We start from the raw sequence: 12,947 nt of genomic DNA, 5'->3' as shown, positions 1-12,947 counted from the left end.
TCTTTCTGAAGTGTTTAACCCCAACTAGAAAAATTCATTGCTGACTTCTTTCTAGTGGGACACTTGCATTTGGTTGACATCGTCAATCCATCGCAAGGCGTCCACACAATTCACCTGCACATACTGTTAAAGATCAATCACTTAGCGAGAACTTTTCGTTTTTCGCTTCAGGACATTTCGTCCTGAGTGAGCCGCCCATTGTAGATCATTTTTCGTTTCTGTCAACACCCTCGTGAATCTTTTTTTCGAGGGGGTCGCTAGATCCGAAGATCCTCGACACCGTTTGCGAAGCGCATTCCGTGTCAGCGGGGAGGCGAATAATACGGATTTCAGAAGGGGCCGCAACCCCTTTTGTGAACTTTTTTTGAAAGTGATGTTAAATCAGGCGGATACGGGCGAAGTTTCTTTTGCCAACCTGGAGCACGCCCTCAAATCCGGCCGCGAAGACCCGGGAAGCGTCCTCCACCACCTCGCCATCGATGCGCACGGCACGCTCCTTGAGCTTCCGGTTCGCCTCCGAATTGCTCGGCGTGACCCCTGCGGCGGTCAGCAACGCGGCCAGTCGGAAGCCCTCGGCGGGTGCCTGGATCTCGTCCAGCGGCAACAACGACGTATCCCCCTGCCCCGTGACCACGGCATTCCAGCCGGCGATGGCCTGCTCGGCCGCGTCGGCGTCATGGAAACGGGTAGCCAGCTCGCGGGCCAGGCGGAGCTTGGCTTCACGGGGATTGAGCGCGCCCGAGGCCACGTCGGCCTTCATGACAGTGAGTTCGTCCAGGGAGACCTCGAAGCTCAGCAGCTCGAACCAGCGCCACATAAGGTCGTCGCCGATCTTCATGGTCTTGGTGACGATGTCGATGGCCGGTTCGCTGATACCTATGTAGTTGCCCAACGACTTGGACATCTTGGCCACGCCGTCCAGGCCCTCCAGCAGCGGCATGGTCAGGACGATCTGCGGCGCCTGGCCGTGGTGCTCCTGCAGGGCGCGGCCCATGAGGAGGTTGAACTTCTGGTCGGTGCCGCCCAGCTCGACGTCGGCCTCCAGCGCCACGGAGTCGTAGCCCTGCACCAGCGGATAGAGGAATTCGTGGATGGCGATGGGCTGCTGCCCGGCGAAGCGCTTGGAGAAATCGTCGCGCTCGAGCATGCGCGCCACGGTGTGCTGGGCGGCCAGCTTGATCATGTCGGCCGCGCCCATCTTGCCGAACCACTCGGAATTGAAGCGCAGCTCGGTCTTCTCGCGGTCGAGCACCTTATAGACCTGCTCGGCGTAGGTTTCCGCGTTCGCCAGCACGTCCTCGCGGGTGAGCGGCTTGCGGGTCACGTTCTTGCCGGTGGGGTCGCCGATCATTCCCGTGAAGTCGCCGATCAGGAAGATCACCTGGTGGCCCAGGTCCTGGAACTGCCGCATCTTGTTGAGCAGCACCGTGTGCCCCAGGTGGAGGTCCGGCGCCGTGGGGTCGAAGCCCGCCTTGATGCGCAGCGGCCTGCCCAGCTTGAGGCGAGCCTCGAGGTCGTCCTTCTTGATGATCTCGTCCGCGCCGCGCGCGATGAGCGCCAGGGCCTGATCCAGCTCGTTCATGCTTTCTCTCTATATAGGTAGATTCGTCGCCGCTTCACGAGGTGCGTGAAGCGCGCGTGGGGTTAATTGTGCGTTAACCCCGAGATGCGATGCAAAGCCTTGATGGCAAAGGCGTTGACGGCCTTTGCACGGGGCCGTTATGGTACGCGGCAACCTCGGGGCGAGCGGATACCAGAAAGACAATGGGTGATGTGAAACGGGCAGCGCACCATGCGCGCAAGCAGGCCATTCGCCGCAAGGCACAGCGACGTCACGCCCACTTCTACGATAGTCGCGCGCACTGGTCGTTCAGTCGCAACGCCTCGTCCGAGCCGCTGAGCTGGACGCGCGAGCGCTGGATCCTCGCCGGCACCGCGTTCCTGCTGGTCATTCTCTCCGCGCTGGTCATTCCCGCGTGGGCCGGCGCGATGAAGTCGCCGAAGGTGACCGAGCCGCTCGTCCACTCCGTTGTTCCGCTCGCACTGCCCAAGATCGATCCCGCCACCATCAAGCCGGTCGCCCCCGTCGAAGAGTGGCAGACCGTGCAGGTGCAGGCCGGCCAGACCCTCGCCGACATCTTCCTGGCCCAGGGCCTGACGATGACCGACCTGCAGCACGTCATCGACGGCGCGGGCGGCAGCAAGGCCTTCCACCAGATCAAGCCGGGGCAGGAATTCCAGTTCCTCGTCGGCGCGGACCATACGCTCAAGGGCGTGCGCTTCAACCAGGACGAAAGCAAGATCGCCACGCTGCGCCTCGACGGCGACAGCCCGCAGCTCACCACGCAGGTCCGCGACGTGCAGCGTCGCGAGCATGTCGCCCACGGCTCCATCGACGGTTCGCTGTTCAGCGCCGCGACCAAGGCCGGCATGAGCACGGCGATGGTGCTGAAGCTCGCCGAGGTGTTCAAGTTCGACATCGACTTCGTGCAGGACCTGCGCGTCGGTGACAGCTTCACCGTGATCTACGACGACGTGTACAGCGACGGCGCCTTCCTCCGCGAAGGCGACATCGTGGCCGCCGAGTTCGTGAACCAGGGCAAGCGCTATACCGCCTACCGCTTCAAGAACAGCGACGGCAAGTTCAGCTACTTCAGCGAGGAAGGCCGTCCGCTCACCGGCTCCTTCCTGCGTATCCCGGTCGACTTCACCCGCATCTCGTCGCAGTTCAGCGCCGGCCGCATGCATCCGATCCTCGGCAAGATGCGCGCACACAAGGGCGTGGACTACGCCGCTCCCACCGGTACGCCGATCCACGCCGCCGGCGATGGCGTCGTCAAGTTCCGTGGCTGGATGAATGGCTACGGCAACTTCGTGGTCATCCAGCACAACGCCACCATCAGCACGGCGTATGGCCATATGTCGCGCTTCGCGAACCTGCGTGTCGGCCAGCGCGTGAGCCAGGGCAGCACCATCGGCTACGTCGGCATGACCGGCCTCGCGACCGGCCCGCACCTGCACTACGAATTCCGCGTCAACAACGTCCAGCGCGATCCGCAGACGGTCACCCTGCCCAAGCCCGAGCCGCTGCCGGCCGCACAGTTGGCGAAGTTCAAGAAGGACGTGGTCGCCCCGCAGCTGGCCCGCCTCAACCGCGTGGACAACAACGTCAAGCTTGCCCGCGCCGACGCCAAGGCCGAGACCGGCAAGAGCGACGACTGAGCGTGGCGGCGCACGACGGCCTCTACATAGGCCTCATATCAGGCACCAGCGCGGACGGCATCGACGCCGCGCTGGTTCGCTTCGAGAACGAAAGGCCCGCGCTTGTCGCGGGCCTCACCTATCCATGGGACGAAAACCTGCGAAGCCGCATCCTGGCGGTGGCGCAGGACGAGGAACGCCTCGACCTCGATGACTACGGCCGGCTCGACGTGGCCGTGGCCCACGCCTTCGCCGACGCGGCACTCGCAGTGCTGGCCCGGGCGGGCGTGCAGCCCGCGGACGTCACCGCCATCGGTTCGCATGGACAGACGATCCGGCACCGCCCCGACGGCGAACTGCCCTTCACCTTGCAGATCGGCGATCCCTCGGTGATCGCCGAGTACACCGGCATCGACACCCTTGGCGATTTCCGTCGCGCCGACGTGGCCGCCGGGGGGCAAGGCGCCCCGCTTATCCCCGCGTTCCACGCCACCGTGTTGCGACCGCAGAGTGGCGCCCGCGTCGTGCTGAATCTCGGTGGTATCGCCAACGTCACGCGTCTCGCATCCGATGGCAGCGTCACGGGCTTCGACACCGGCCCGGCGAACGGCCTGATGGACGCCTGGTGCCTACGCCACCGGGGCGAGGCCTACGACAGGGACGGCCGCTTCGCCCTCTCGGGCACCGTCGACCCCGACCTGCTCGCCGAGCTGCTCGACGATGCCTACTTCGTGCTGCCGCCGCCCAAGAGCACTGGCCGCGAACACTTCCACCTGGCGTGGCTTGATCGCCACCCGCGCGTGGCCGAGCTGGCCCCGGAAGACGTACAGGCCACCCTGCTCGCGCTCAGCGCGGTCTCGATCACCGATGCCATCCGCGAGCACGCCGACGACGCGCTCGACGTGGTGGCCTGCGGCGGTGGCGTACACAACGCCGCGCTGATGCTGGCGATCGACATGCGCCTGGAAGGCCGGTCACTGGTTTCCAGCGCCGACTTCGACATCGATCCGGACCTCATGGAAGCCATGGGCTTCGCCTGGCTCGCGTACCGCCGCCTGCGCGGCGAACCCGGCAATCTGCCTTCTGTCACCGGCGCACGCGGCGCACGGCTGCTAGGCGCGCTGTACGCCGCGCCCCGATCCTGATCAAAGCGTCTCGTCGGTCGCCTTGGCCGACGGGCGCGAAGGCACCAGCAAGGCGTCGGGCGACGCCTGCGACAGCGCGGCCAGTGCTTCCTGGAACGCGGCCTGCTCGCTGGCATCCCATGCGCCGGTGAGATGGGCGATGTCGCCCGGCTCCAGCAACAGCTCGCCGAACGCGTCGCTGGGGCCCAGGCCGAGCCCGTGCCGCAACGCGTGCAGGATCACTTCGTTTATCGACCAGCGGCGTTCGCGGGCAAGCGTCTTGATCCGCTCCGCCATCTGGTCGTCGATATGTCGCACCACGATATCCGGCACGTGCGTTACCTCCTCGCGCATGCCCCCTGTGTGGCCGATCTTACACAGATTTGCCGTCAGGGCGCATTGACTGGAAAGGATTTTTCCGGATCCGCCACACGCTTCCATATCCAGGCCAGCACCAGCAGGGTGGGCACGATGGACACCGTGCTGATCACGAACAGCGCCGGGTAGCCTGAGTCCTTGACCAGGAAGCCCGAGAATCCACCGATCAGCTTGCCGGGCAGGTTGGCCAACGAACTGAGCAGGGCGTACTGCGTCGCGGTGAAGCTGCGATTGACCAGCGACGACATGAAGGCCACCAGCACCGGGCCGGCGAAGCCCTGCGCGAAGTTGTCGCCTGACAAGGTGGCCACGAAGGCCCAGGTCTGGCCGGGGTTCTGCGACATCAACAGGTAGAGCATGTTGGAGACCGCCACCCCGATGGCCGAGATCACCAGGAGCCGGCGCATCTCGAAGCGGCTGACGGCCCAGCCACCCAGCAAGGCGCCGACGATACCCACGATCACGCCGTAGACCTTCGAGACCTCGGCGATCTGCGTCTTGCTGAAGCCGGTATCCAGGTAGAACGGATAGGCCATGACCCCCAGCATCTGGTCCGGCAGCCGGAACAGGGCGACGAAGAGCAGCAGGCCCAGCGCCAGGCCGAAGCCGAAGCGCGAGAAGAAATCGCGGAAGGGGCCGATGAAGCTTTCCTGGACCGCCTGGCGTAGCGGCACCCGTTCGCGGACGCGGTGTTCGGGCTCCCGGGCCACGAGCACGGTGACCAGCGGGATCAGCAGCAGGACGCAGATCGCCATGTAGCCACGCTGCCAGCCCACGGCGTCCGCCACGATGAGGATGCCCGCGCCACCAGCGATAAGGCCAAGGCGATAGCCGAGGGTGTAGGTGGCCGCGAGGGCGCCCTGCGCCTCCTGCGGTGCGATCTCGACGCGATAGGCGTCCACCACGATGTCGATCGTGGCGCCGGCGAAGGCCGCCAGCAGGGTCATCGCCACGAAGCGCTGCAGCGACGCGGTCGGCGGCATCATCGCCATGCCGAACAAACCCGCCGCCAGCAGTACGAGGGCGAACAGCAGCCAGCCGCGGCGTTGTCCGAGCCGGCAGAACAGCGGCAGGCGCAGCTTGTCCACCATCGGCGCCCAGACGAACTTGAAGTTGTAGCTGAAGGTGACGTAGCTCGCGAGGCCGATGGCCCCGTAGTCCACGCCGGATTCCTTCAGCCAAGCCGACAGGGTGTTACCCACCAGCAGGAACGGCAGCCCCGAGGCCAGGCCCAGAAACAGCAGGGTGACCACACCAGGCTGGGAGAACGCGGCGACCGCGCCCCTCAGCCCCTTGTAGCGGGCGACTCCGGACGCCTCGCTCACTCGGCGTAATCCACGGTGTAGGGCGCGTGGTCGGAGAAGCGCTCGTCACGGTAGATCGAGCAGTCACGCAGGCGATCGCGCAGGCCCGGGGTGACGATCTGGTAGTCGATGCGCCAACCCACGTTGTTCGCGCGGGCCTGGCCGCGGTTGGACCACCAGGTGTATTCCACGGCGTCCGGCTTCAGCGCGCGGAAGCTGTCGACCCAGCCGATCTCGTTGAACAACAGGTCGAGCCAGGCGCGCTCTTCGGGCAGGCAGCCGGAGTTCTTCTGGTTGGAGGACCAGTTTTTGATGTCGTTCTTCGTGTGCACGATGTTCCAGTCGCCGCACAGCACGTAGTCACGGCCGCTGGCGGCCCATTCGCGCAGGATCGGGGTCAGCCATTCCATCACGCGGAACTTGTACTGCTGGCGTTCGTCGCCCGACGAACCGGACGGGATGTAGAACGACACCACGCTGAGGTTGCCGTAGCGGGCCTCGATGTAGCGGCCTTCACAGTCGAAATCCTCGCGGTCGAGCGAGGTACGCACCTCGTCGGGCTCGCGGCGCGAGTAGATCGCCACGCCGCTGTAGCCCTTCTTGCTGCGGGCGTCGTGGTAGAAGCAGTGATGACCGTCCGGACGGAACATCGGGTCGGTGAGCTGCGATTCCTGCGCCTTGGTCTCCTGAAGGCAGACGACGTCAGCCTCCTGGTTACGGAGCCAGTCGAACACGCCCTTGGTACCGGCCGAGCGGATGCCGTTGGCGTTCAGCGAGATGATGCGCATGGGAACCTTCTTTGCGACGTCGAAGGCCGCATGATACCGGCTTGCGCCGCCGGCCTCCTGTAGGATCGCCGGATGAACGATATCGTGCAGGTCCATCACGTCGACGCGTCGCTGCGCGAGGCCGTGATCGCCCTTGCCGTCCAGCCCGGGCAAGATATCTTCGTCGGCACGGTGGCCGATTCGCTGGCCGACGTCGCCGTATGCTCCGGCAGCGAGGCGCTGGCGCTACTCGAGAAAGGCGAGGTCGTGGGCTACGTGCGCATCGATCGCACGGCGGCCGCCCTCGCCGCCGATGCGCTGGCGGTCGACGCCGTGGCGCTGCGCAGCTTCCTGATCGACGCCCGCCACCAGGGCCGCGGCCTGGGCACGCACGCGCTGGGCGCCATTGCCGGCTATGTCGCCGGGCGCCATCCGGACCGCAAGCGTATCCTGCTCACCGTGAACGTGCGCAACGAGGGCGCGATCCGTGCCTATGCGCGTGCGGGCTACGTGGACAGTGGCACCCTGTACCATGTCGGATCGGCGGGACCACAGCGCGTGCTGTGGTCGCCGCTGCCCCCATCGAATCCACCAGAGACCTCCTGACGTGCACGATTACCAGCGCGAATTCATCGAACTGACCCTTTCCCGCGACGTCCTGCGTTTCGGCGAATTCACGCTGAAATCCGGTCGCAGCAGCCCGTACTTCTTCAACATGGGCCGAATCGATTCCGGTGCGGCGCTGGCTCGCCTGGGCCGCTCCTACGCCGCGGCCGCCACGCGCTCCGGCGTCGCCTTCGACATGCTGTTTGGTCCGGCCTACAAGGGCATCGCGCTCGCGGCCGCCACCGCCATCGCGCTGGCCGACACGCAGGACCGCGACGTGCCTTGGGCCTACAACCGCAAGGAAGCCAAGGACCACGGCGAAGGCGGCACGCTGGTCGGCGCACCGCTCAAGGGCAAGGTGCTGATCGTCGACGACGTGATGACCGCCGGCACGGCCGTGCGCGAATCGCTCGAGCTCATCCGTGCACAGGGTGCCGAACCGGCCGGTGTGCTGATCGCGCTGGATCGCCAGGAACGCGGCCAGGGCGAGCTGTCGGCCGCACAGGAGGTTTCGGCGCAGTTCGGCATCCCCGTGATCGCCATCGCCAGCCTCGCCGACGTGCTCACCTACGTGGGCGAACGCCCCGAACTCGCGGCCGAACATGCACGCCTCGTGGCCTATCGCGAGCAGTACGGCGTGCAGGGCTGACGAAAAGCGCGACTGTGTCACGCGGCAGGTGGCATGTGCCGCGTGCGCATGGTCGCTGCGTCCGTGCTGGCTATACTGCCGGCACAGGAGGGAACACCATGCGATTCGCACGATACATCCTGGCGGGAGCGGCGTTGTGCGCAGGCACGGTCGTGCTCGCCCAGAACAATAACAACGGCACCCGTTACCGCTGGAAGGATGCCTCCGGCGCACCGATCTTCAGCGACAGCCTCACGGCCGACGCGCTCAAATCAGGCTATGACGTCGTCAATTCCCAGGGAATGACCGTACGCCATGTGGATCGGCAGCTCACCCCGGAAGAGCGCGAGGCCGCGCGAAAGGTCGCCGACAAGAAGGCGGCGGAAGCGCAACGCCTGGAGCAGCAGCGCCGCGAAGACACGCAGATGCTCAATGCCTACCCCGACGAAGCCTCGTTCACGGCGGCCAAGAACGCGGAGGTCGACAACTTCGAACAGGCCGCGCGCACCACACGCCTCAACCTGCAAGGCCAGGAAAAAGCCCTGGCGGACCTGCTCAGCCGGGCTGCCGATATCGAGCGCGCCAAGCAGCCGGTCCCGCCCTATCTGAAGCAGCGCATCGCGGACCAGCAAGGCACGGTGAGCGGACTACGCACCACGCTCCAGCGCCAGCAGGCGGCCAAGGATGCGGCGAAGGCCGGCATGGATGCGCAGTTGCAGCACTATCGCGACGCCAAGGCCGCCGCGCAGTCCCAAGGCGGCCAGTAGAACTCAGAACGGCAGCGACAGTCCGCCATCAATAGCGTGGACCTGCTGGCGGAACGCCTCTTTCACGCGTTCCAGCGCTTTGCCGTCGTTCGCCTCGAAACGGAAGACCAGCGCCGATTCCGTGTTGGACGCCCGAACAAGGCCCCAGCCATCCGGCCAATCGACGCGGACGCCGTCGATCGTCGTCACGCGTGCGTCGCCGAAGGCCGCACGCTCGCGGAACGACGCCATGAAACGGGGCGATTCGCCATCCGTCATCGCCAGGCGAAGCTCCGGCGTGGCCAGGGAATGCGGCAGGTCGGCGAACAGTTCACTGACGGTGCGTTCTTCGGGATCGCCCGCCAGGATCTCCAGCAAGCGGGCGGCGGCATAGATGCCATCGTCGAAGCCATACCAGCGGTTGCCATCGGCGAAGAAGAAATGGCCGCTCATCTCGCCACCCAGCGCGGCACCCGTCTCGCGCATCTTCGCCTTGATCAGCGAATGACCCGTGCGCCACATCAGCGGCACGCCGGCGGCCTCCTGGATCACCGGGCGCAGATGGGCACTGCACTTCACGTCGTAGACGATCGTGGCGCCCGGGTTACGTAGCAGCACATCCTGCGCGAACAACATCAGCAACCGGTCCGCGGGCACGATCTCGCCTTCGTGCGTCACCACCCCCATGCGATCGCCGTCGCCATCGAACGCGATGCCGATATCGGCACCGGTCGTACGCACGGCCGCGACAAGGTCGACCAGGTTGTGCGGGTCGGAAGGATCGGGATGATGGTTGGGGAAGCCGCCATCCACGTCGCAGAACAGCGGCATCACCTCGCAGCCGATACCTTCGAGCACCTGCGGCGCCACTGCCCCGGCGATGCCATTGCCCGCGTCGATCACGACCTTGAGCCTGCGTTCGGCGGAAATGTCGCCGACGACACGCGATACATAGGCTTCGGTCGCGGACTGCTCGCGATAACTGCCGTGGCCATCGCCCGGCAGGTCGCCCTGCACGATGCGATGCCGCAGATCGTCAATGGCCTCGCCGGATAGCGTCTCGCCACCGATCACGATCTTGAAGCCGTTGTGATCGGCCGGATTGTGGCTGGCGGTCACGGCCACTGCGCAACCGGTACCGAAATGGAAGGCTGCGAAGTAAACAAGCGGCGTGGGCGCCGGACCGATGTCGATCACATCGATGCCCGCCGCCTGCAGGCCTTCCGCGAGCGCATGGGACAACCCGGGGCCTGACAGCCGGCCATCACGACCGACCACGATCTCGTGCAGGCCGCGCTCCCTCATCAATGCGCCGATGGCGCGACCGATCAAGCGAGCCGTATCGACCGAGAGCGAGGTGCCCGCGACGCCGCGAATGTCGTAGGCGCGGAAGATCGACGGATCCAGCGGCGACGGGGCAAGGTTCCCCACGTCGGGCGGCAGGACGGGCGCGTCGAGCACCGGCGCCGACGATGGTGCGGGAGGCAATCGGGGCTTGCGCGTCACATCGGCGACGAGGATGTCTTCCTCCGGCTCATCTTCGGGAAGGGGTTGCAGGTGAACCAGACGCCAGAGCAGGAAGCCGCCAGCACCGAGGCCGACCAGGGCGACGACGATCGCCAGGAGCGTGGAGTCGGGCAGCACGATGAATGCGCGCGGCATCGCGGCGAAGACGGACAACGCCGTTCCCGGGATCGCCTGTCCCGTCGCATCCAACTCGGCCGAACGCGAACCGCGGACCAGAAGTGCTGTGCCATCCGTCCCCTGATGCAGCTCCAGTCGGCCACCCGCCGGCGACATGGCTTCGAATCGCTGGCGGATCTCGTCGAACGGGAATTCAAGCCAGACCCATGCCCGGGGATCGGTCATATCGCCCGCAGGTTCCACGAGGGTCAGCCTGCGCTCGCCACCGTTCAGCAGGGTGGACGCCATGACGGCACGATCCGCACCGAGGGCGGACATGAGCTGGGCGGCCTTCGCGTAGCCGAAGGCGTGGTAGTCGGCATGGACGACCTCGTCGAGACCGGGCCCGTAGACATCGACGGCGCGCGCCTGGGGCAACGCCAGCCGCAGCCGTGCCGCGACGGCAGGGTGGTCGTCCAGGATCACGGCCAGCGCCGGGTCGCCGATGGCCTTGCGAAACGCCGACTGATAGGAGCCCACGACGCCGGCGATAGCCTGCACGGCCTCGCGCTGCGCGGTGCGCGTGCGTTCCGCCGCGCTTTCCTTGTCGGCAATGAGCCAGGCCTGCCAGGCACAGAACAGGCCGATGACGATGAGCAGCGTCGCGCCCGCCAGCGGCAGCAGGCGACGCAGATCGATACGGAGTCTCCGCCCCACCCCTCCCGTGTTCCGAACCATGCTGCCCCTTGTCGTCGTCTCAACCTACGCCGGTCGAACCGAACCCGCCTTCGCCCCGCTGCGACGGCTGGAATTCGTTTACCACGCGCAGACGCGCGCGGCCTACCGGCACGAGCAATAGTTGCGCAATCCGGTCACCCGGCGCGATGGTCACGGTCGCATTTCCGCGATTCCAGCAGGAAATCATCAGTGGTCCCTGGTAGTCCGCGTCGATCACGCCGACCAGGTTGCCCATCACCAGGCCCTGCTTGTGGCCGAGGCCCGAGCGCGGAACGATCAGCGCGCACCAGCCCGGGTCGCCGATATGGATGGCCAGGCCGGTTGGCACCAGCAGGCTCTCGCCAGGGGCGAGCGTCACCGGGGCGTCGGTCGCGGCGCGCAGGTCCATGCCGGCGCTGCCGGGCGTGGCCGGCTCGGGAAGCGGGATGCTGTCGCCCAGGCGAGGGTCGAGGATTTTCAGTTCGATGTCGATCAAGGGTTCGGTCCGTGGCCGGAAAGGAAACGTTCGGCGATGTGCCCGATGAGCTGACGCGCCAGTTCGGTCTTGGCCCGGGTGGGTAGCGTGAGATCACCGCCCTGCCAGTACAGGTGCAGCGCGTTCTCCGCCACCTCGAAGCCCTTACCGGGGCCGACCTCGTTGGCCGCGATCATGTCCAGGCCCTTGCGGCGCAGCTTGTCCTGCGCGTAGCTGGTCAGCTCGCGCGTCTCGGCGGCGAAGCCGACGAGGAAGGGATGCGCCGGCAGCGCGGCCAGGGCCGCGATGATGTCCGGGTTCTCGGTCAGCTCCAGCCGCAGGGGCGAGCCATCGACTTTCTTGAGCTTGTGGTCGGCCATGTCCGCCGGGCGATAGTCGCCGACCGCGGCCGCACCGATATAGATATCGCTGCCATGGCAGGCGGCCAGCACGGCGTCGTGCATCTGGCGTGCGCTACGCACGTCCACGCGGGATACACCCGGCGGCGTCGGCAGCGACACGGGGCCTGCCACCAGCGTTACGTCGGCACCGGCATCGCGAGCGGCCGCGGCCACCGCGAAGCCCATTCGTCCGGAGCTGCGATTGCCGATGAAGCGTACCGGGTCGATGTCTTCGTACGTGGGACCCGCGCTGACGACCACGCGGCGGCCGCGCAATACCTGGTCGCCGAACGAGGCCACCAGCAGGTCGCGCAGGTCGTGCGGTTCGAGCATGCGGCCCGACCCGATGTCGCCGCAGGCCTGGTCGCCGTCCGCGGGGCCGAGGATACCGACGCCGCGCACGCGCAAGATGCCGATATTGGCCTGTACGGCGGGATGGGCCCACATCTGCTGGTTCATCGCCGGCGCCACGTAGACCGGGGCGGCGGTCGCCAACACGACGGTACTCAGCAAGTCGTCCGCGTGACCGTGGGCGAGACGGGCGATGGTGTCGGCGCTGGCGGGCGCGATCAACACGCGCTCGGCCCATTTGGCCAGTTCGATATGCCCCATCGCGGCCTCGCCCTGCTCGTCCCACAGGCTCACGCGCACGGGCTGACCGGACAAGGCCTGGAAGGTCGTGGGCGTGACGAAGTGGGTGGCGCCCTCCGTCATCACCACACGCACCTCGGCATCGAGGTCGCGCAGGCGGCGGACGAGTTCGCAAATCTTGTAGGCGGCGATACCACCGGTGACGCCGATCAGGATGCGACGCTGACGAAGACTCATGGCGAAACGGCGCTTGCTCGAAAGGCTGGTTAGCTTAACGGATTTCGCCCGACGGCCGTCCCGGGCGACGACATCGCGTTTTTCAGAATCCTTCCATCGTCGGCTCCCGATGGCCTGCCTAAGGTGTCCGGTCAGACCACGCCAGGGAG

General features: G+C 66.3%; 12 protein-coding genes. 5 read left to right on the top strand and 7 right to left on the bottom strand.

The genetic code is table 11. The features are described 5' to 3' along the window. Positions 1-376 precede the first annotated feature (376 nt). Positions 377-1,582, bottom strand: a complete 1,206-nt coding sequence (gene tyrS / locus GAK28_RS23145) for a tyrosine--tRNA ligase (RefSeq protein WP_291784899.1) — start codon at positions 1,580-1,582, stop codon at positions 377-379. A gap of 182 nt (positions 1,583-1,764) precedes the next feature. Between tyrS and GAK28_RS23140 the strand changes: the two genes are divergently transcribed. Both GAK28_RS23140 and GAK28_RS23135 read left to right on the top strand, forming a co-directional pair. Further along, complete coding sequence (locus GAK28_RS23140; RefSeq protein ID WP_291784896.1) at positions 1,765-3,222, top strand: peptidoglycan DD-metalloendopeptidase family protein; 1,458 nt, start codon at positions 1,765-1,767, stop codon at positions 3,220-3,222. Positions 3,223-3,224: 2 nt separating this feature from the next. Beyond that, positions 3,225-4,346: an anhydro-N-acetylmuramic acid kinase gene (locus GAK28_RS23135; RefSeq protein WP_291784893.1), complete on the top strand. Its 1,122-nt coding sequence runs from the start codon at positions 3,225-3,227 to the stop codon at positions 4,344-4,346. Here the strand turns inward: GAK28_RS23135 and GAK28_RS23130 are convergent, their stop codons facing one another. From GAK28_RS23130 to GAK28_RS23120, 3 genes are read right to left on the bottom strand one after another with little or no spacing between them, the layout of a single operon-like run. Continuing rightward, positions 4,347-4,679: a hypothetical protein gene (locus tag GAK28_RS23130; protein ID WP_291784890.1), complete on the bottom strand. Its 333-nt coding sequence runs from the start codon at positions 4,677-4,679 to the stop codon at positions 4,347-4,349. A 35-nt stretch (positions 4,680-4,714) separates the two neighbouring features. Further along, positions 4,715-6,028, bottom strand: coding sequence for an MFS transporter (locus GAK28_RS23125; RefSeq protein ID WP_291784889.1), 1,314 nt, complete (start codon positions 6,026-6,028; stop codon positions 4,715-4,717). Further along, entirely contained in the window at positions 6,025-6,795 is a 771-nt protein-coding gene (locus GAK28_RS23120; protein ID WP_291784887.1) for an exodeoxyribonuclease III, read from the bottom strand. Before GAK28_RS23120 ends, GAK28_RS23125 begins: the two co-directional genes overlap by 4 nt. A 72-nt stretch (positions 6,796-6,867) precedes the next feature. Between GAK28_RS23120 and GAK28_RS23115 the strand changes: the two genes are divergently transcribed. The 3 genes from GAK28_RS23115 to GAK28_RS23105 all read left to right on the top strand — a co-directional run bounded on the left by GAK28_RS23115 (position 6,868) and on the right by GAK28_RS23105 (position 8,775). Next, positions 6,868-7,380 carry a GNAT family N-acetyltransferase gene (locus GAK28_RS23115; RefSeq protein WP_291784885.1) on the top strand — a complete coding sequence of 171 codons (513 nt, stop codon included), beginning with the start codon at positions 6,868-6,870 and terminating at the stop codon, positions 7,378-7,380. A gap of 1 nt (position 7,381) precedes the next feature. Continuing rightward, entirely contained in the window at positions 7,382-8,029 is a 648-nt protein-coding gene (gene pyrE / locus GAK28_RS23110; RefSeq protein ID WP_291784883.1) for an orotate phosphoribosyltransferase, read from the top strand. A gap of 98 nt (positions 8,030-8,127) precedes the next feature. After that, positions 8,128-8,775, top strand: coding sequence for a DUF4124 domain-containing protein (locus GAK28_RS23105; RefSeq protein WP_291784881.1), 648 nt, complete (start codon positions 8,128-8,130; stop codon positions 8,773-8,775). 3 nt (positions 8,776-8,778) lie between these two features. On the opposite strand, the gene GAK28_RS23100 is transcribed toward GAK28_RS23105, so the two are convergent. The 3 genes from GAK28_RS23100 to coaBC are packed head-to-tail and all read right to left on the bottom strand — an operon-like array spanning position 8,779 to position 12,798. Then, positions 8,779-11,094, bottom strand: coding sequence for a phosphomannomutase/phosphoglucomutase (locus tag GAK28_RS23100; protein ID WP_291784878.1), 2,316 nt, complete (start codon positions 11,092-11,094; stop codon positions 8,779-8,781). A gap of 40 nt (positions 11,095-11,134) precedes the next feature. After that, positions 11,135-11,590 (bottom strand): dUTP diphosphatase, encoded by a 456-nt coding sequence (dut, locus tag GAK28_RS23095; protein WP_291784875.1) that lies wholly within the window; start codon positions 11,588-11,590, stop codon positions 11,135-11,137. Further along, positions 11,587-12,798 carry a bifunctional phosphopantothenoylcysteine decarboxylase/phosphopantothenate--cysteine ligase CoaBC gene (coaBC, locus tag GAK28_RS23090; RefSeq protein WP_291784872.1) on the bottom strand — a complete coding sequence of 404 codons (1,212 nt, stop codon included), beginning with the start codon at positions 12,796-12,798 and terminating at the stop codon, positions 11,587-11,589. Before coaBC ends, dut begins: the two co-directional genes overlap by 4 nt. Between the last annotated feature and the right edge of the window lie 149 nt (positions 12,799-12,947).

It is taken from the genome of Luteibacter sp. (genome assembly GCF_009912395.1).
Taxonomy (GTDB): Bacteria; Pseudomonadota; Gammaproteobacteria; order Xanthomonadales; family Rhodanobacteraceae; genus Luteibacter.
Note: the sequence above shows the minus strand (reverse complement) of the source record. Positions and strands in the feature narration are given on the sequence as shown.

What these genes read in the sequence shown, in the direction of transcription:
- GAK28_RS23115 (WP_291784885.1), top strand. Translation starts at nt 6,868, where the DNA reads ATGAACGATATCGTGCAGGTCCATCACGTCGACGCGTCGCTGCGCGAG.
- tyrS (WP_291784899.1), bottom strand. Translation starts at nt 1,582, where the DNA reads ATGAACGAGCTGGATCAGGCCCTGGCGCTCATCGCGCGCGGCGCGGAC.
- GAK28_RS23130 (WP_291784890.1), bottom strand. Translation starts at nt 4,679, where the DNA reads ATGCGCGAGGAGGTAACGCACGTGCCGGATATCGTGGTGCGACATATC.
- GAK28_RS23120 (WP_291784887.1), bottom strand. Translation starts at nt 6,795, where the DNA reads ATGCGCATCATCTCGCTGAACGCCAACGGCATCCGCTCGGCCGGTACC.
- GAK28_RS23105 (WP_291784881.1), top strand. Translation starts at nt 8,128, where the DNA reads ATGCGATTCGCACGATACATCCTGGCGGGAGCGGCGTTGTGCGCAGGC.
- GAK28_RS23140 (WP_291784896.1), top strand. Translation starts at nt 1,765, where the DNA reads ATGGGTGATGTGAAACGGGCAGCGCACCATGCGCGCAAGCAGGCCATT.
- coaBC (WP_291784872.1), bottom strand. Translation starts at nt 12,798, where the DNA reads ATGAGTCTTCGTCAGCGTCGCATCCTGATCGGCGTCACCGGTGGTATC.